This window comes from Natrinema zhouii (assembly GCF_013456555.2).
Lineage (GTDB): Archaea > Halobacteriota > Halobacteria > Halobacteriales > Natrialbaceae > Natrinema > Natrinema zhouii.
In genome coordinates, this window is sequence record NZ_CP059154.1 from 1,741,178 (window position 1) to 1,758,168 (window position 16,991).

The 16,991-nt window shown below is 64.0% G+C and carries 17 protein-coding genes; 8 read left to right on the forward strand and 9 right to left on the reverse strand.

The window, feature by feature from the left end; translation table 11 throughout:
• Nucleotides 1-109: 109 nt before the first annotated feature.
• Both HYG81_RS27250 and HYG81_RS27255 read right to left on the reverse strand, forming a co-directional pair.
• Nucleotides 110-349 carry a DUF7123 family protein gene (locus HYG81_RS27250; protein WP_180842786.1) on the reverse strand — a complete coding sequence of 80 codons (240 nt, stop codon included), beginning with the start codon at nucleotides 347-349 and terminating at the stop codon, nucleotides 110-112.
• A 256-nt stretch (nucleotides 350-605) separates the two neighbouring features.
• Entirely contained in the window at nucleotides 606-1,442 is an 837-nt protein-coding gene (locus HYG81_RS27255) for a molybdopterin synthase (protein WP_180842787.1), read from the reverse strand.
• A 188-nt stretch (nucleotides 1,443-1,630) separates the two neighbouring features.
• Here HYG81_RS27255 and HYG81_RS27260 point away from each other — a divergent pair, with 188 nt between their 5' ends.
• The 4 genes from HYG81_RS27260 to HYG81_RS27275 all read left to right on the forward strand — a co-directional run bounded on the left by HYG81_RS27260 (nucleotide 1,631) and on the right by HYG81_RS27275 (nucleotide 7,127).
• Nucleotides 1,631-2,671: a CapA family protein gene (locus tag HYG81_RS27260; protein WP_180842788.1), complete on the forward strand. Its 1,041-nt coding sequence runs from the start codon at nucleotides 1,631-1,633 to the stop codon at nucleotides 2,669-2,671.
• Between the two features lie 112 nt (nucleotides 2,672-2,783).
• Entirely contained in the window at nucleotides 2,784-3,509 is a 726-nt protein-coding gene (gene pyrH, locus HYG81_RS27265) for a UMP kinase (protein WP_180842789.1), read from the forward strand.
• Nucleotides 3,506-5,221, forward strand: a complete 1,716-nt coding sequence (gene lysS, locus HYG81_RS27270; protein WP_180842790.1) for a lysine--tRNA ligase — start codon at nucleotides 3,506-3,508, stop codon at nucleotides 5,219-5,221. The genes pyrH and lysS overlap by 4 nt, the downstream gene beginning before the upstream one ends.
• Nucleotides 5,222-5,285: 64 nt before the next feature.
• A complete protein-coding gene (locus HYG81_RS27275) occupies nucleotides 5,286-7,127 on the forward strand; it encodes a site-2 protease family protein (RefSeq protein WP_180842791.1) in 1,842 nt (613 codons plus the stop codon).
• A gap of 103 nt (nucleotides 7,128-7,230) precedes the next feature.
• Here HYG81_RS27275 and HYG81_RS27280 read toward each other — a convergent pair whose 3' ends face one another.
• Entirely contained in the window at nucleotides 7,231-7,755 is a 525-nt protein-coding gene (locus HYG81_RS27280) for a PadR family transcriptional regulator (RefSeq protein ID WP_180842792.1), read from the reverse strand.
• A 168-nt stretch (nucleotides 7,756-7,923) separates the two neighbouring features.
• On the opposite strand from HYG81_RS27280, the gene HYG81_RS27285 reads away from it, so the two are divergent.
• On the forward strand, nucleotides 7,924-9,450 hold the full coding sequence (locus HYG81_RS27285) for a heme-binding protein (protein ID WP_180842793.1): 1,527 nt from the start codon (nucleotides 7,924-7,926) through the stop codon (nucleotides 9,448-9,450).
• Nucleotides 9,451-9,560: 110 nt separating this feature from the next.
• Nucleotides 9,561-10,886 carry a dicarboxylate/amino acid:cation symporter gene (locus tag HYG81_RS27290; protein ID WP_180842794.1) on the forward strand — a complete coding sequence of 442 codons (1,326 nt, stop codon included), beginning with the start codon at nucleotides 9,561-9,563 and terminating at the stop codon, nucleotides 10,884-10,886.
• Between the two features lie 2 nt (nucleotides 10,887-10,888).
• Here the strand turns inward: HYG81_RS27290 and HYG81_RS27295 are convergent, their stop codons facing one another.
• The 3 genes from HYG81_RS27295 to HYG81_RS27305 all read right to left on the reverse strand — a co-directional run bounded on the left by HYG81_RS27295 (nucleotide 10,889) and on the right by HYG81_RS27305 (nucleotide 13,128).
• The gene (locus HYG81_RS27295; protein WP_180842795.1) at nucleotides 10,889-11,074 is read right to left on the reverse strand and encodes a hypothetical protein; all 186 of its coding nucleotides are present in this window, start codon (nucleotides 11,072-11,074) and stop codon (nucleotides 10,889-10,891) included.
• A gap of 431 nt (nucleotides 11,075-11,505) precedes the next feature.
• Nucleotides 11,506-11,889, reverse strand: coding sequence for a DUF5611 family protein (locus HYG81_RS27300; protein WP_180842796.1), 384 nt, complete (start codon nucleotides 11,887-11,889; stop codon nucleotides 11,506-11,508).
• Between the two features lie 192 nt (nucleotides 11,890-12,081).
• The gene (locus tag HYG81_RS27305) at nucleotides 12,082-13,128 is read right to left on the reverse strand and encodes a DUF7093 family protein (protein WP_180842797.1); all 1,047 of its coding nucleotides are present in this window, start codon (nucleotides 13,126-13,128) and stop codon (nucleotides 12,082-12,084) included.
• 190 nt (nucleotides 13,129-13,318) lie between these two features.
• On the opposite strand from HYG81_RS27305, the gene HYG81_RS27310 reads away from it, so the two are divergent.
• Together HYG81_RS27310 and ygfZ are read left to right on the forward strand one after the other, a co-directional pair.
• Nucleotides 13,319-13,615 carry a DUF6432 family protein gene (locus tag HYG81_RS27310; RefSeq protein ID WP_180842798.1) on the forward strand — a complete coding sequence of 99 codons (297 nt, stop codon included), beginning with the start codon at nucleotides 13,319-13,321 and terminating at the stop codon, nucleotides 13,613-13,615.
• A 39-nt stretch (nucleotides 13,616-13,654) separates the two neighbouring features.
• On the forward strand, nucleotides 13,655-14,758 hold the full coding sequence (gene ygfZ / locus HYG81_RS27315; protein ID WP_180842799.1) for a CAF17-like 4Fe-4S cluster assembly/insertion protein YgfZ: 1,104 nt from the start codon (nucleotides 13,655-13,657) through the stop codon (nucleotides 14,756-14,758).
• A gap of 60 nt (nucleotides 14,759-14,818) precedes the next feature.
• Here the strand turns inward: ygfZ and HYG81_RS27320 are convergent, their stop codons facing one another.
• From HYG81_RS27320 to HYG81_RS27330, 3 genes are all read right to left on the reverse strand, one after another.
• A complete protein-coding gene (locus HYG81_RS27320; protein ID WP_180842800.1) occupies nucleotides 14,819-15,619 on the reverse strand; it encodes a TrmB family transcriptional regulator in 801 nt (266 codons plus the stop codon).
• Between the two features lie 387 nt (nucleotides 15,620-16,006).
• Entirely contained in the window at nucleotides 16,007-16,471 is a 465-nt protein-coding gene (locus HYG81_RS27325) for a response regulator (protein ID WP_180842801.1), read from the reverse strand.
• A 41-nt stretch (nucleotides 16,472-16,512) separates the two neighbouring features.
• Complete coding sequence (locus HYG81_RS27330) at nucleotides 16,513-16,830, reverse strand: hypothetical protein (protein ID WP_226376047.1); 318 nt, start codon at nucleotides 16,828-16,830, stop codon at nucleotides 16,513-16,515.
• Between the last annotated feature and the right edge of the window lie 161 nt (nucleotides 16,831-16,991).

A 16,991-nucleotide genomic window follows, 5' to 3' on the forward strand; every position in this document is an offset into this window, starting at 1 on the left:
GCGGAGTGGCCAGCAATTCAGGTGGGGATCGCGCTGGATCGCGTCGGTGATACAGCGCGGAGTGGAGAACGCGGAGACTGTTCGTGCGAGTCGGTCAGGGTGACCGGAGTTACACAGGGGCGACGCGCCACGTGGTCGCGCTCGTGTAGGACCACTTCTCAATCTCGAGGTCGGGAACGGTGTCCGATAGCTTGACCATCAGCGCACCGATTTCCTTGGGTGACATGCCGACATCGTCCGCGATGAACTTGCCTTTGAAGTATAGTTCACCGTCTTCGGCGCGGTCGCGGAGGTAGGACGTGAGGCGGTGTTCCTTGCTTTCCGTGGGGGGTTGGGCTGTCGTGCTCATGGACAGTTACTCCTTGTGGGGGATATCTGTTATAAATAGCAGATGGTTAGCGGCGTTTCGATTGTGTTCAGCGATCTGGGGGGTAATAGACCTTTTATCCTCACTTACGAGACTATTAATGAGTAGACGGGAGGATACGAGACGTTTTAAAACAGCAGCTAACGTATTATTTCTGTTTTCACTGTCCCGATACATGTAATATCATCTTTCTCGACCGTTTCACAACTTTAGTCCGACTCGTGAACGAATATAACGGTCAGGATCGATCGTGGACCCAGAACTCGTCCTCGATGGTCACTTCCTTCTTGAAGAGTGGTACCTCGTCTTTCAACCGATTGATCCCGTCTTCGACGGCCCGAAACGCCTCCTCGCGGTGGCCAGCGAGGACCACGACAAAGACGATATCCTCGCCGTCCTCAACGACGCCCGTTCGGTGGTAGAGTTCGACGTCTAAGACGCCGTCTCGAGCCTCGAGATCCGATTCGAGGGCCGCCATCCGCTCGTCGGCGACTCCCTCGTACTTCTCGAACTCGAGGTGCCGGGTGCGCGCGTCGTCCGCGCCGTCTTTCGCGCGGACTCGGCCGGTGAAGGTCGCGATCGCGCCCGCCCGGTCGGCCCGCGGCGATCGTTTGATGCGGGTCACCAGCGACTCGAGGGTCTCATGGGGTTCGGCCGACTCGACGGCCGCCACCACGGCGTCGAGCTCGAGGGCGGCGGGGCCGTCGACGGTTGCGATGACCTCACCGGTCGGCTCGCGTTCGGCACCGGCCGATCCGACGACGATCGAGGGATATCGCAACGTCGGTGTGCCGACGATAACTGCATACTCGCAGTCGGTCGCCAGACTATCGAGCGCGTCACCGACGGACATCCCCGTCCCTGAAGCGAGCCAGTCGCCGTCGACCCCGAGGTCGTAGGTGACGTCTCCGCCGAAGGTGATGGATTCGCGCGCGTACGCTCCGTCGGCGATCGTCGAATCGTACCTGACGACGCCGACGCGACCTCGCTCGGAGAGGCGATCGACGGTCCGATCGACGACCGCCTCGAGCGCGTCACCATCGGCACCCCCGTCGTGAACACCCAGTACGTGCATATCCGAATGATTGGGTGCTCGGGCTTTGTAGCTGTCGCCAGAAAGCCCGCGCTGGGCGTGCGGCGCCTGCCCAGCGCGCCCCTTTCAGTCCCACCCGGCAAAGCCGAGCCCACGTGGGTACCGTGCGACGGAACGCAGGTCGAGAACCAGTGGCCTGGGATTTTGGGCGTGCACCGCGAACGTTCGATATGCCCCTTCGAATCGGCTTCACGGGCGACGTGATGCTCGGTCGGCTTGTCGACGACCGTCAACGCAGTCGATCCGTCGATGCGGTCTGGGGGAACGCCCTCGAGCGCCTTCGCGAACTGGACGGGCTCGTGATCAACCTCGAGTGCGTGCTCTCGACGCGCGGCCGGGAGTGGCAGCGTACCCGCCGTCCGTTTCACTTCCGAGCCGATCCCGAGTGGGCGATTCCGGCCCTCGAGCGCGCGGGCGTCGATATCTGTGCGCTGGCGAACAACCACGTCCTCGACTACGAGGAGATTGCGCTGCGGGACACTATCGCGGCGCTCGATGAGGCCGGCATCGGTCACGCGGGTGCCGGCGAGACGATCGACGAGGCGCTCGAGCCCGCGATTCGGACGGTCGGCGGCTCCAGCGCGGGCGACGATGAGTCGAACGCGGGCAGCGACAGCGGACTCGACGTAGCGGTCGTCTCGTTCACTGACAACACACCGGAGTACGCGGCCGACGAGGACTCACCGGGGACGGCCCGGGTCGAGATAGATATCGACGATTCGGACTCGCGGCGACTCGTATCGGACGCGCTCGAGCGCGCACGCGAGACGAATCCGGACCTGCTGGTCGCCTCGCTGCACTGGGGGCCGAACATGGTCACGGAGCCGCCCGAATCGTTCCGGGAGTTCGGCCGCTGGCTGGTCGAAGAAGGCGTCGATATCGTTCACGGTCACAGCGCGCACGTCTTTCAGGGGATCGAAGTCCACGAGGGCCGGCCGATCGTCTACGACGCGGGGGATTTCGTCGACGACTACCGAGTCGACGACGAGTTGCGCAACGATCGGAGCTTTCTGTTCGTCCTCGCGGTAACGCCCGACGGCCGGCTGACCGAACTCCGATTGCAGCCGACTGAGATCCACGACTGCGCGGTCCGCGAGGCGAACTCAGAGGCTGCTGCGTGGTCCCGCGAGCGGATGCGCGAACTCTCGGAGCCGTTTGGAACCGAGTTCGACCGGGACGGCGACGGGCTCGTGCTGTCACTCGAGGCGTAGGTCGACTCGCGCCGGTCGAGGGTCGGCCGAGCACCGACTCGAGGGGTGTGCCACCACGCCGTCCGGGCAGTTGGCAACCCTTAAGATAGCAACTCCGCTACACCGGTGTAGTATGAAAGTGGTCGTCTCTATCGGCGGGAGCGTCCTCGTTCCCGAACCCGGCGGGGATCGGGTCGCCGAACACGCTGCCGTCATCGAAGAGCTCATTTCGGAGGGCTGTCGGATCGGTGCCGTCGTCGGGGGCGGCGGTGTCGCCCGCGAGTACATCTCGGCCGCTCGAGAGCTCGGGGCGAACGAGATCGAACTCGATCAGCTGGGGATCGACGTCACCCGACTCAATGCTCGGTTGCTCATCGCGGCGCTGAGCGAGGAGTCCGTGACCGCGCCGGCTCTCGATTACGAGGAGGCCAGCGAGGCGCTCCGCCGGGACGACATCTGTATCATGGGCGGTGTCGCGCCGGCCCAGACCACGGACGCCGTCGGCGCCGCACTCGCGGAGTATATCGACGCCGACCTGCTCGTCTACGCGACGAGCGTCCCCGGCGTCTACAGCGACGACCCCAACGAGAACGACGACGCGACCAAGTACGATCACCTCTCCGCCACGGAGCTGGTCGACGTCATCGCGGGCCTCGAGATGAACGCCGGCGCGTCCGCGCCCGTCGACCTGCTGGCGGCGAAGATCATCGAGCGCTCGGGGATGCGCACCATCGTCCTCGACGGCACGGATCCCGACCGGATCGCCCGCGCGGTTCGCCACGGCGATCACGAGGGGACGGACGTCATCCCCGACGGTGCCGGCGAAGAACCGACCTACTGGGCGAACGACGAGCAATGAGTTCCGACGGCGACGCTGACGGAGACGCGATCGACGTGCCGGAATCCGACGCGATCAGTCCCTATACGCTCCAGCGCGAGGAAGCGAGCGAAACGCGACACGCCTTCTGGGCGGATACAGTTGCGGATCGGGTAGAAAAGCGGAATCCGAACGAACCGATCGTCGTCAAGGGCGGCATCTCGCCCTCCGGCGTCCCCCACCTCGGCAACGTCAACGAAATCATGCGCGGCTACTTCGTCGCCGAGGTGCTGCGCGACCGGGGCCACGAGGTCCGGCAGGTCTTCACCGCCGACGACCGCGACCCCCTCAGAAAGCTCCCGCGGACCCTCTGTGACCTCGAGGGTAACCTCGTCGATCTCGGCGAAGTCGACGCCGGTGCGCTCGGCCGTAACCTCGGCGCGCCCTACACCGATATCCCCGATCCCTTCGGCTGCTGTGACTCCTACGGCGACCACTTTGCGACGATCATTCAGAACAGCGCCGACGCCGTCGACGTGCCGATCGATCTCGTCTCCAATACAGAACTGTACGAGTCCGGCGAGTTCGAGGCGGTTACGCGGTTCGTCCTCGAGCACCGGGAGCGCGCACGCGATGTCCTCTCGAAGTATCAGGACAAAGTTGACGCGAACGGCGACTACATCCCGTTCAACCCGATCTGCGAGGAGTGTGGCAAGATCACGGAAACGGTGACGAGCGTCGATCTGGACGCGGGAGAGGCTGGTACCGTCGACTATGAGTGTACCGACATGGACGCGGGCAACCAGACCATCGACGGCTGCGGTCACGAGGGCACGGCAACGCTGCGCGAGGGCAAACTCCCCTGGCGCTTCGAGTGGCCCGCCCAGTGGCAGCTCCTCGGCGTCGACTTCGAACCCTTCGGCAAGGACCACGCCGAGGGCTCCTGGCCCAGCGGTCAGGACGTCGCCCGGAACGTTCTCGAGATCGAGCCGCCGGTCCCGATGGTCTACGAGTGGTTCACCCTCGAGGGGGAGCCCTTTTCCTCCTCGGAGGGGAACGTCATCCTCGTCTCCGACGTGCTGGAACTGCTCGAGCCCGAGGTCCTGCGCTACTTCTTCGCGAAGGACCCCGCGAAGGCGCGGGACTTCAGCATCGAACGCCTCGATCAGCTGGTCGACGAGTTCGACCGGCTCGAGGCGATTTACTTCGGCGAGATCGAAGGCAGCGAGGACGAGCGGGCGTTCGCCGAACGCGTCTACCCCTTCGTCGTTGAGGAACCGCGCGAAGAGCGCATTCGGCTCCCCTACACCTTCGCCGCCGTACTCGGGATGACCGACGATCCCGACCTGCGCGAAGAAATCGCGCGTCGCGAAGGACATATTCCCGAGGACGCGCCCGAGTGGGCCGTCGAAGGGGCGCTCGAGCGCGTCGAGCAGGCCCGCAACTGGGCGCGCCGGACGGGCAACGAGTTCGATTACGAACTCAAGCGCAGCGAGATCCCCGACCACGAGTTCGACGCGGACACCGAGGCCGCGCTCGCGGAACTGGCCGACTTCATCGAGGCGGGTCACGACCCCGACGAAATTCAGGGCGAAATTTACGAGACCGCAAGACGCCACGACGTCGACGTCGGTGACTTCTTCGCGGCGGGCTACCGGCTGTTCTTCGACGAGGAGCAGGGACCGAAGCTCGGCTCCTTCCTCGCGAAGGTCGACCGGGAGTTCGTCGTCGGCCGGCTACGCCGAGAGCGGTGAGTCGGCCCAGAGCGTCGGTTGATAGACAAAAGCCATTTGAGAACGCCGCCCAGAGATACTATCGATGGATCACGGTCTCTTCGCCTTCGTTTCGCCCCCCGCAATCTACGGATCGGAACTCCTGACGTGGGTTCTGCTCGGTCTCTTGCTCTACTGGCTCGCGGTCGTCGGACTCCGAAACGGCGGCTATCTCCCCGACTACATCGGCACGCAAGGGCCGATTCTCACCTTCCACACCAAACGCGGCCGAGTGCTCCTCGACCGGCTCGCCCGTCCGAAACGGTTCTGGCGGGCGTGGTCGAACCTCGGCGTCGGCATCGCGCTGGTCGTGATGGTGGCCATGTTCGCGTTCCTCGTTCAGGCGGCGATCTCCTCGCTTTCGACGCCACAGATGGCGAATTCCGCGGTTCGACAGCCGCGCAACGTCCTCGTCATCCCCGGGGTTAACGACTTCCTGCCGCTGGCGGCGACGCCCGGAATCGTCTTCGGGCTGCTCGTCGGACTCGTCGTTCACGAGGGCGGCCACGGACTGCTCTGTCGCGTCGAAGACATCGATATCGACTCGATGGGCGTCGCGATGCTCGCCGTCCTTCCCGTCGGCGCGTTCGTCGAACCCGATCACGAGAGCAGCAAGTCCGCGTCCCGCGGCGGACAGACGCGGATGTTCGCCGCCGGCGTGACGAACAATTTCGCGATTACGATCCTCGCCTTCGCCCTGCTGTTCGGTCCGGTCGTCGGCGCGATCGGCGTCGCACCCGGTGCCGCCGTCGGCGGTGTGGCACAGGACTCCCCCGCGGCCGACGCGGGAATCGAACCGAACGACCGCATCACGGCGATCAACGACACGGCAGTCGAGGGCAACGACGACCTCGCGGACCAACTCGAGGCCGTCGACGGCGAGCGAGTAGCCGTCGAACTCAACGGTGAGGAAACGGTGCCGGTCGACAGGACGCTGATCGTGACCGCGGCGATGGACGACGGCCCCACGGGGCTCTCCGCCGGTGACGAGATTCGCGCGGTCAACGGCCAGACGGTCGCGACCGAGCGCGGCTTCTTCGACGCCGTCGGCGACGACGAACGAGTTACCCTGACGATCGAACCCGCGGACAGCGAAGAGCGGGTCGAACGGGAGGTGACGATCGGGGCTGCGGTCTCGGTCGTCGAAGACGAACCGCTCGAGGGCGAAACCGGCCCGACTGACGAGACGTTCGTCATCACCCGCTTCGACGGCGAGCGGGTGCACAGTTACGAGGATCTCGCACCCCTGCTGGCGGACACCGAGCCGGACCAGCAGGTCAACGTGACGGGCTACATCGGCGACGAACGGCAGACGCACACCGTCACCCTCGACGAGAACCCGCGGTCCGACAGCGGGTTCCTCGGGATTCAGCCGCATCCGGGGACGTCCGGCATCACCGTCAGCGACATCGGCGTCCAGCTCTATCCCGCCGACGAGTATCTGGGACTGCTCGGCGGGGACGGCGAGACGCGATTCGGCGGTATCACTGACACCTTCCTCGGAAAGATGGGGATCGCAATCATGTTGCCGGTGATCGGCGTCGGCGGCATCTTACCGTTTAACTTCGCCGGGTTCACCGGTGGAATCCAGAACTTCTACGAGGTGCAGGGCGCGCTCGGCGCGTTCGGGGACGGGTTCGTCTTCCTGCTGGCGAACCTCCTGTTCTGGACCGGCTGGATCAACATTCAGCTCGGCTTCTTCAACTGCATCCCGGCATTCCCGCTCGATGGCGGACACATCCTCCGAACGAGCACCGAGGCGATCGTTTCGCGACTGCCCGTCAATGCGACCCGGGGCATGGTTCGTCTGGTGACGACCACGGTCGGCGTGACGATGCTCGTCAGCTTCGTCATGATGCTGTTCGGACCGCAACTGTTCTCGGGCTGATCGGGACGCCTCAAATCCGCGCACCGAATCGCTCGAATCCGCTCGAGCGATGACCGAATCCCTCGAGTGCTGCGTCGAACGAGCGCGAACCGTCGTCGTCTCCTCAGTCTTCCAAATCGACGCCGTGGCGCTCGGAGAACTCTTCGGGCGTCTCCTCGAGGCGCTCGAACTCGGTCTCGAAGTAGTGTTCGTGGTGACGGACGACCTGTTCGACGACCCAGTGGCTGAACGCCTCGTCGAACCGCCACTCGCCGTCCATCTCGGGGATTTCGAACCGGTCGTCGGTCGAGAAGGCCGCGTAGACGTGGAAGAAGCCGAGAATGACGTCCGCGAAGTCTCGGGCCTTTTCCGACCCGGTTTCGCGGCGCTCCTCGAGTTCGCCGCGGCCGTCCTCGGTGAGTTCGAAGTACTTTCGATCGGGTTCGTCCTCGCGCTCGATGCGCTCGGCCCAGCCCTTCTCCTCGAACTTGTAGAGGATCGGATACACCGAGCCGTACGATGGCTCCCAGTGACCGCCGCTGATCTCGCGGATCTCCTTGAGGATCTCGTAGCCGTATCGAGGTTTCTCCTCGAGAAGCTCGAGCACGAGGTAGGCGATGAGTCCTTTCGGCGGCCCACTTTTCCGCATATACGTCGTGGATAAAACGGACGCACGTAAAGGGTTTCGGTCGCGCTCGAGACGGGCGGCTCAGGGCCTGGGACCCGAACAGCGGCGGTTCCCAGCCGATGGGTGAACGACGGGGTCAAGCCGATCGAAACCCGGTGCTTCTTAGCGCCCCCGTCCCAACCGACGGACATGGAACGACGACGACCGCCACAGACCGAAGAGGGCTGGTACGTCCTCCACGACTTCCGGTCGATCGACTGGGACGCCTGGCGAAACGCGCCCGAGCGACGGCGCTCGCAGGCGATCGAGGAAGGAATCGATTACCTCGCGTCCAGCGAGGCCGTCGACGATGCAGCCGAGGGCGAGTCGGCGACGTTCGCGGTGCTCGGCCACAAGGCCGACCTGCTCGTGCTCCACCTGCGACCGACGCTCGCCGATATCGACACGCTCGAGCGCCGGTTCGAACACACCGCGCTCGCCGAGTTCACCGAGCGGGCCGACTCCTACCTCTCGGTGACGGAGGTCTCGGGCTACATGTCCGAGGACTACTTCGACGAGGATGCGGAGGTCGAAGACACCGGTCTGGCGCGCTACATCGAGTCCCGGCTCACGCCGGAGATCCCCGACAGCGAGTTCCTGAGCTTCTATCCGATGGACAAACGTCGCGGCCCGGAGGACAACTGGTACGACCTGCCCTTCGACGAACGCGCGGAGCACCTGTCTTCGCACGGCGACATCGGTCGAGAGTACGCCGGCCGCGTCACGCAGATCATCTCCGGCAGCGTCGGTCTCGACGACTTCGAGTGGGGCGTGACGCTGTTCGCAGACGATCCGACCGACGTGAAGGAACTCCTCTACGAGATGCGCTTCGATCCCTCGAGTTCCCGCTTCGCCGAGTTCGGCCGATTTCTCTCGGCCCGGCGCTTCCCGCCCGAACACCTCGGTGCGTTCCTCGCGGGCCAGCCGGTTCCACAGGAGGGCGACACCGAGAGCGCCCACGGCGAGCACGGTCACCCACACGCCGAGAGCGACTCCGACGGCCAGCATCACGGAGACTCGAGTTCGGACGGCCACCACGACGGCTCCGGCGGTCCTCACGGCGACGATGGTGACGAGGACGAAGACGTTCGCAGCGAACTCGAGGAACTGGGCGTCTACGCGGGCCAGCCACACGGCGAGGACGTCCACGCGGTCGTGCTCTACTCCGCGGCCGATCCCGACGAACTGTTCGAGGAGGTCGACGGGCTGCGGGGGAACTTCGACCACTACGATACGCACGTGAAGACGGCCGTCTACGAGCCTCGAGATGGCGGCAATGACGCGGAGACCGCGATCGTCAGCCTCTGGGACACCGAACGCGCCGCGAACACGGCCGCCGGGTTCCTCGCAGATCTCCCCGATATCGTCCGGCAGGCCGGCGACGACGAGGGCGATTCCTGGGGCACGATGGGGATGTTCTACACGGTCAAGCCCGAGCATCGCGGTGACTTCACCGGCGCGTTCGAGGACGCCGCCGGCCTGCTCGCGGAGATGGACGGCCACCGCAAGACGGACCTGCTGATCAACCGCGAGGACGAGAACGACATGTTCATCGCCAGCCGCTGGGACTCCCGCGAGGACGCCATGCAGTTCTTCCGGAGCGACGCCTTCTCGGAGGCCGTCGAGTTCGGCCGCGACGTCCTCGTCGACCGACCGCGACACGTCTTCCTGGCCTGACGCTGCCGGCGCAGCCTCTCCGCGACGGGTCGCCAATCGCCCGTCACAGGAGCAGGTTACTCTCACCGGTAGCGACACGTGTTGGTAGGTCCCGTTCATAGATCAGTGCCATGAGCGCAACTCAGGAATCGACGGTACGATCTGCCTGGAACCGGTATCGGTCCGTCCCAATCGTCTACCGCATCGCGGTCGCGTTCGCCCTCGGGACTGCAGTCGGCGCGATCGTCGGTGAGCGAGCCGGCGTCCTCAACCCACTGGGCGACCTCTTCTTGCGCTTGCTCGAGATGCTGATCATCCCACTGATCGTCTTTACCCTGTTAGGCGGGATGCGCAAGCTGACACCGTCGAAACTCGGCAAGGTCGGTGGCCTCACCGTCGCTCTCTACGCCGCGACGACAGCGGTCGCGGCCGTGATCGGTCTCGCGGTCGCGAATCTGTTCAATCCGGGGACGGCCGTGGAGTTTACCGGTGGCGAGGCGCAGGAAGCACAGCCGCCGTCCGTCTCGGAAGTTGTCCTCGGCATCGTCCCGGAGAACCCGCTGGCGGCGATGGTCGAGGGAAATATCCTCGCGACGATCTTCGTCGTAATCGTCTTCGGACTGGCGCTAACGATGGTCCGCGAGTCGGCAACCGAGGATTCGATCGCGGGCGCAATCGACGGCTTCTTCGCATTCGTCGACGCCGGCACCGAGGCGCTGTTCAAGATCGTCTGGGGCGTCATGGAGTACGGCGTGATCGGCGTCTTCGCGCTGATGGCGGCCGCCATCGGCACTGAAGGGCTGGGCGCAATCGTCCAGCTCGGCGCGCTCGTTGCTGTCATCGCGGTCGGGGTCACGATTCACATGACGGTTACCTATCTCGGCGTAATGACCCTGGGCATCCTCGGGCAGTCACCGCTGGCGTTCCTGCGCGGCGCGAAAGACGCCATGGTGACGGCCTTTACGATCCGCTCCTCGAGTGGTACCCTACCGGTGACAATCGCTGACGCGGAGACAAATATGCGGATCGACGAGTCGGTCTATGGCTTCGGACTGCCCCTCGGCGCGACAATTAACATGGACGGGGCGGCGATCAGGCAGGCTGTGACGGTCGTCTTCGCCGCGAACATGGTCGGCGTCTCGTTGGGGCTAGCCGATCAGGTACTCGTCCTTGCGACTGTAATCCTGATCAGCATCGGCACAGCCGGCGTCCCCGGTGCCGGCCTGATCATGCTCACCGTCATCCTGAGCGCCGTCGGGCTTCCCCTCGAGATCGTCGGATTTGTCGCGGGCGTCGATCCGATCCTCGGCCGGATTGCAACGACGAACAACGTGACCGGCGATCTCGCCGTCGCATCGGTCGTCGGCAAGTGGACCGACGGAATCGATCTCTCCGGGGGCGTCTGGAGCGACGGTTCGAAGACGGATACCGACCAACCCGTCGCGGTAACCGACTGAACTTAGATCCGGTCCGACTCCGTCGGATCGTAGAAGAAGTAGGCCACGATCCCTGCCAGTCCGAACGCCAGCGTCACGAACGGCCACTTGCCGGGGTCGCGATCGGTCGCGAACGCGTGGACGGTGACGAAAATCGCGAACCCGATGTGGCCGACGAGTGTCGCGGCGAGAAACGCCTGAAATTCCATTACTGAGGGATTCGACGCGGCGATGAAAGCCGTTACGAAGCCATTCGGCGGAGCCACAACCAACAGCCGCAACAGTCGGTGCTGTGGCCGAGAAGGCGGCTCACCGTACTCGCGGTGAGTCGCCTGACCCGACGGAAGAGCAAGCTCTTCCGAGCGGCGAGGGACCAGAGGTCCCTCGAGCAGTCGGCGCGAAGCGCCGACGACCTCGCGGACGCAAAGCGTCCGCTCGACGGGGGAGGGCAGGCGGTTTACGAAACTCACCGCGAGCGAGTGAAACGAGCGAGCGGGCCGACGACCGATGTGGACGGCGCTCTCGAGCGCCGGGAACGGAGGGAGGAGTGCTTTTGATCGACCTTTTGCCGAGTGACGGCGCACCGTGCGGCAGCTACGCTGCCGTCGGTGCGAAACGAACGCAGTGCAAAAGGTCGGTGTTAGAAGTCGTGATCCGGATCGTCTTCGACCGTCCGCTTCATCGATTCGCGACGGGACTTGGCGTCGCGACCGGTCGCCTCGAGCAGGAAGCTGTTTTTGGCGTCGACAGCGTCGCCCGCGGCCTCGAGTTCGTCAGGGCCGAGTTCGGTGGGGTCGCGCTCGTAGAACTCGACGGCAAGTTTGTCCTTTTTGCCGGAGTACTCGATGGTGCCGACGACGACTTTCTCGAAGACGGGGTTGTCGGGCTCGCCGATCACGAAGAGGTCGTTGCCCTTGTACTCCTCGGTCCCCGTAATCGGGCCGAAGTAGTCAACGACGGTCGACTCCATGTCCGGGATTCGCTCCTCGAGATATTCACCGCGGCGCATCTTGTACTCCTTCATGGGTTGGGAGAAACACGGCGGACCGTTTACCTCTTTTCATAGGCAACGTTTCGGTCCGCTGACCGATTTCGGTGCTGGAACGGGCCGTTGAGACGGGTTACGGGGTGTTCAAACACGCTCGAGCGAGGACGCTGTCCGATCGACCTGTGGACGGGACCCGGTTAGCGAAGTAGCTGACGGCTCGTGGGGCGACTACTGGCGCTCGCGCTCGCTGAGATACCCCTTTCGACAGTCGGGGCAGATGTCGCCCGCACGCAGCGAACCGTGGTCGCCGGCGGCCACGTAGTCACACCGTGGACAGTAGAATTCGGTCGGCACGTCCGACGCTGGACCGCTGTCGCTTTCGGCGGGTGCCGAAACCGAGTTGGCCCGTTCGATTCCGGACCCCGGCTTCGACGCGGCGTCGGCAGCGGCGTCACCGCGGTCCGCGGCGGGGGCTTCCGCGGTCACCGATCGGGCGTCGCCCGCCGTGCCCGTCGGCGTGTCGTTCTCGAGGACGACCGCGTCGTCGTCGGGCGGGCTCAGATCGCGGCCGTCGTTCCCGGTGTTGGGGTCGACCTCGGCGTCGTTGTTCTCGGTGATGATCTCGCCGTCGCCATCATCGTCGTCGGGCCACTCCGTCGGATCTGCGTCCGCGCTGACAGGCGGGCCGACGTCGCTCGAGTCGGGCCACTCGCCGTGCCCGCGATCCCGATCCGCGGTTGGATCGTCGTCGTCCTCGAGGATCTCACCGTCGTCGGTGACGGGATCGCCGTTTTCGTCGGTTGGAAGCTCGATGTCGTCGGCTGCGTCGGCGCTGTCAGCGTCGACATCGGCGGTATCGGCCGCATCGGCGGCATCGGCGGCCGCGGCATCCGCCGGTTCGGTCGCGCTTCCGTCGGGTGAGTCGGAAGCGTCGGGCCCGGCGTCGACGAGTTCGGCGTCGTCAGACGCGGAATCGTCGGCGTCGATAAACGCGGCGTCCGAGTCGAGATCGGCGGCACTGTCGGCCACGGCGTCTCGTTCGAGGGGCGATTCAGCCGGCTGGGGGTCGTGATCGTCGGGAAGCGAGTCGGCGTCCGTCCCGGTGGAGAGGCTAGTCACTTCGGTGTTTTCGCTGATAACGTTGCGCTGCCCACAGCGGGAACACTCCTCGTACTCCTGGACGGTAACGACGACTTCACTGCCCCGTTCTTCGCGCTCGCGGTCGACATCGATGTCATCGAAGTCGTGCCCGAGCAGCGAACATCGCAGGACCATTGTCCCACCGTACCGACCCAGTCCATAAAAAACGTACTGCCTGTCAGTCATCGAACCGCGGTAATCAGTATATCCTGAGTGTCTCGTGAAATGAGAAGAGGACGACCGCTACCGGCCATCGCAGGCCGACCCTCGTAGTCGCCATCGGAACGACAAACGTCAAATCCCGGGTCGTCGAATGGGTAGACGGATGAGAGCAAAGCGGGAGTACCGGAACCGGGAGGGAACGGAGGTGGCGGTACTCGACGCGCTGGTCGATCGCACCGAGGACGGAATGACCGTCTTCGAACTCCGGGCGGCCGTCGAGGTCGATATCGACGAACTCGAGGAGGCCCTGTCGACGCTCAAGGCGGACGACCTGATCGACGTCGAATCGGGCTCCGAGACGGTGATCAAGCCCGCCGATCGGGTGGTACCCGACGAACCGACCGATGACGACGACGACCAGTCGTTCGGGGAGTGGCTGCGCGAGCGGATGCCTTTTTGAATCGAAACGCCTGATACGCTCAGGCCCGAGGGAGTACGCATGAGTATCATCGAGTCCATCCACGAGGACCACGGGGCGACGTTCGGCGAGCGCGCCGACCGCCGGATCGTCGAACACTACGGGCGGCCGGAACGAACCCACCGCGCGGTCCGCAACGGCGTCGGGCTGCTCGAGCAGGCCTACGGCGTGATCGTCGTGGAGGGCGACGACCGCGTCGAATACGTCGACAACGTCGTGTCGAATCGGGTCCCCGCGGAAGACGGGCAGGGCTGTTACGCGCTCGTGCTCGATCCCCAGGGCGGAATCGACGTGGAACTCTACATCTACAACGCGGGCGAGCGGCTGCTCCTCTTTACCCAGCCCGAGACAGCCGAACCGCTCGCCGAAGAGTGGTCCGAGAAGGTGTTCATTCAGGACGTCGAGATCAGGGTCGCAACCGATGAGTACGCTATCTTCGGAATTCACGGTCCCCATGCCACCGAGAAAATCGCGAGCGTGCTCAACGGGTCCGGCTCGCCGGACCAGCACTACTCCTTCGTCCGCGGCACGATGGGCGACGAAGGAGTCTCCGTCATCCGCACCGACGCGCTCACCGGCGAGGAGAGCTACGAGGTGATCTGCGCCGCCGCCGACGCCGAGGGCGTCCACGATACGCTGCTCAATCAGGGGCTCAATGCGGCTCCCTTCGGCTATCGGACCTTCGAGAGCCTCGCGCTCGAGGCCGGGTCGCCACTGTTCCACACCGAACTCGAGGGGACGCTGCCGAACGTGCTCGGCCTGCGCAACGCGCTGGACTTCGAGAAGGGCTGTTACGTGGGCCAGGAGGTCGTCTCCCGCGTCGAGAACCGGGGCCAGCCCAGCCGGCGACTCGTCGGACTGACGATCGGGAGCGAGGGCGGGGGCGAAGCAGTTCCCGAGTCGGGCGCAGCCGTCTTCGACGGCGACGCCTCGGTCGGCGAAGTGACTCGCGCGGGCGAGAGCCCGATGCTCGGGGACGTCATCGCGCTGGCGGTCGTCGACTACGATCTCGAGAGCGACGACCTGACGGTCCGGGTCGGCGGCGAGGAGGTAGCTGTGACTCGCACCGAACTGCCGTTCGTCGAGGGATCGGATCGGTCGGATCGGCTCCCCGAGTATCAGTAGTCCAGTAGCGGCGGTTCGTTCAGCGGTCGCTTCGTGCCCGCAGCGGCAGCAAAAACCAAGTCAGGCCCCTGGGTCTCTGATCTGGGGCAATCCAGCGGTCACCAGTCGACGGAGCAGAACGACGATCCCGTTCTCGAGACCGCGGGCGAAGATCGCCTGTTCTTTTGCGCTACCGGCGGCGCTGGGATAGTACGATCCGATCAGGAGTGTTTCGCGATCGACGAGGAGGATTCGACTGATCGCGACCTCGTCGTCGCTCTCGAGTCCGGTGAGCCAGTCGAGGCCGGTTTCGAATACGCGGGTGTTGGGGAGTTCCGCGCCGAGCGCGTCAGTAATCGCGTCCGTCTGCCCGCCCAGAATCATCGAGAGGTCCTTATCGACTGCCCGCTGTAAGCTGTCGAACATCGTCTCGGAGAGAATGTCCTCGTCGACGACGAGCAGCGCGATTTCGGACTCCGCCTCGTCGATGAGATCGATCGTTCGCGACTCGATCGCCTCGTGACCGGCGAGCGACCACACCTCCTGGACGTGTTCGTTCTCTTCGACGTCCTGAATTTCCGTGCTCTCGAGCGTTTCGATCCGGCTGTCGTACTTCTGTCGCAGGGTCTGCGTCGCCTCGGAGACGCCGACGGCGCGGTACACCTGCGGACTGGTGTGCTGTACTTCGACTAACCCCTGCGATTCCAGCACCCGGATGGCGTCGTACACCCTCGTTCGGGGCACCTGGGAAATCTCGTGTATTTCCTTTGCCGTTCCACTGGGGAGTTGGTTCAACGCCATAAAGCAGCGCGCTTCGTATTCCTGTAGCCCGAGGTCCTGCAACAGGCTAATCGCCTCTCTTGTAGTTTCGTTCTCTGTCATGGCCCAACCACGAGTCCGGATAACCGAACACGTAGGATAGCACGCGAGGATGGAAAAGGATTCGTGTCTTCCAACGCAGTCACTGGCGTCACGTTCGACTCCCTTCCTGCGAATTACAGTTTTCACTCAGATTATCACACAAGTTACTTGAGGACACGGCCGGAATGAGGAAGTGGCGAGCCCTGTTACGGCCCAACCACGACAGGGCTCGTCATTTACTACGAAATAGAACAGTACAGTCCTCGCTGGTTCCGCCAAATCGTACGGTCGGATGCGGACTAATTGTAAGTAGAAAGACAGCTATTCGCTCGTGACAATCGCGGCGATTCGATTCCTGTCAGTGAACGTGGTAGACAGAACCGACTCGAGTCGCAAGGGAGTACGAGATTACGCCGAATTCGGTGGAAGCTGTGCGTGTTCGAGCCAAAACGCTTCGAGTGCCGTGACGAGCGAGACGAACTCCTCGAGCGTTGGCGGCTTCGACACGTAGGCGTTGGCGTGGGTGCGATAACAGGTCACGATATTCTCGCTCCTGTTCGAACCCGTCAGAACGATCACCGGAAGCCGCCTGAGTTGTGGCGTGTCCTCGATCGTTTCCAGTACGTCGTGTCCGTCCCTCCCGGGGAGGTTCAAATCGAGAAGGACGAGATCCGGTCGAGGTGCTGAGTCGTACTGGCCCTGCCGCCGCAGGAAGTCCACAGTGTCGTCCCCGTCGTTGACGACATGCAGCGTCGTCTCCCGATCGGTCGCCGTAAACGCCTCTCGCGTGAGACGGATATCCCTCTCGTTATCTTCGACGTGGAGAACGTCTATCGGCTCGTCGGGGTACCGCTGGTGGGTAAAATTCGGCATGAGAGATCAGTAGGTCGTGGAAGAAACGATGGCTGTGGAAATCACACGCTATCGGCGGGCAATTCCTCCCGGTTGTCGCGTAGCAGTTCCAGTGTCGGCGCGATTTCCTCGAACCGATCGCCCGCTTCGACGGTGTTCGAACCCGGTTCCCAGTCGATCAAATCGTAGCTGTCTAACTTCGGCAGATGAACGTGATACTGCTCGATGCTGGCCGTTTCGCCGTCATCGGTCGTATCGGGTGGTGCGACGATATAGATCGGCGAGTCGTCTCGTAGATTTTGTTCCGCGAGGTCGAACAGTATTCGTCGTCGTTGCTCGTTCGCTAACGCATCAAATAATGTATCAGTAAGGTGCTGCATCAATACACGGTAATTGTCGATCTGTAGCTATGAAGCCCGCTCATTTTCACGATAATATGAGTTTTGATTAACTGAGTGACAGTCGGTCTCGGCGACGAACGACGGAGGCACGCCTGCGCAGCGAACGCGATACGCTCCCCCGGAAACCCGCTGAGAGCTAC

Bases quoted from the DNA above. Each gene is read 5' to 3' on its own strand.
- HYG81_RS27255 (WP_180842787.1), bottom strand. From the start codon at position 1,442: ATGCACGTACTGGGTGTTCACGACGGGGGTGCCGATGGTGACGCGCTC.
- HYG81_RS27275 (WP_180842791.1), top strand. From the start codon at position 5,286: ATGGATCACGGTCTCTTCGCCTTCGTTTCGCCCCCCGCAATCTACGGA.
- lysS (WP_180842790.1), top strand. From the start codon at position 3,506: ATGAGTTCCGACGGCGACGCTGACGGAGACGCGATCGACGTGCCGGAA.
- HYG81_RS27285 (WP_180842793.1), top strand. From the start codon at position 7,924: ATGGAACGACGACGACCGCCACAGACCGAAGAGGGCTGGTACGTCCTC.
- pyrH (WP_180842789.1), top strand. From the start codon at position 2,784: ATGAAAGTGGTCGTCTCTATCGGCGGGAGCGTCCTCGTTCCCGAACCC.
- HYG81_RS27305 (WP_180842797.1), bottom strand. From the start codon at position 13,128: ATGGTCCTGCGATGTTCGCTGCTCGGGCACGACTTCGATGACATCGAT.
- HYG81_RS27320 (WP_180842800.1), bottom strand. From the start codon at position 15,619: ATGACAGAGAACGAAACTACAAGAGAGGCGATTAGCCTGTTGCAGGAC.
- HYG81_RS27300 (WP_180842796.1), bottom strand. From the start codon at position 11,889: ATGAAGGAGTACAAGATGCGCCGCGGTGAATATCTCGAGGAGCGAATC.
- HYG81_RS27295 (WP_180842795.1), bottom strand. From the start codon at position 11,074: ATGGAATTTCAGGCGTTTCTCGCCGCGACACTCGTCGGCCACATCGGG.
- ygfZ (WP_180842799.1), top strand. From the start codon at position 13,655: ATGAGTATCATCGAGTCCATCCACGAGGACCACGGGGCGACGTTCGGC.
- HYG81_RS27260 (WP_180842788.1), top strand. From the start codon at position 1,631: ATGCCCCTTCGAATCGGCTTCACGGGCGACGTGATGCTCGGTCGGCTT.
- HYG81_RS27325 (WP_180842801.1), bottom strand. From the start codon at position 16,471: ATGCCGAATTTTACCCACCAGCGGTACCCCGACGAGCCGATAGACGTT.
- HYG81_RS27280 (WP_180842792.1), bottom strand. From the start codon at position 7,755: ATGCGGAAAAGTGGGCCGCCGAAAGGACTCATCGCCTACCTCGTGCTC.
- HYG81_RS27250 (WP_180842786.1), bottom strand. From the start codon at position 349: ATGAGCACGACAGCCCAACCCCCCACGGAAAGCAAGGAACACCGCCTC.
- HYG81_RS27290 (WP_180842794.1), top strand. From the start codon at position 9,561: ATGAGCGCAACTCAGGAATCGACGGTACGATCTGCCTGGAACCGGTAT.
- HYG81_RS27330 (WP_226376047.1), bottom strand. From the start codon at position 16,830: ATGCAGCACCTTACTGATACATTATTTGATGCGTTAGCGAACGAGCAA.
- HYG81_RS27310 (WP_180842798.1), top strand. From the start codon at position 13,319: ATGAGAGCAAAGCGGGAGTACCGGAACCGGGAGGGAACGGAGGTGGCG.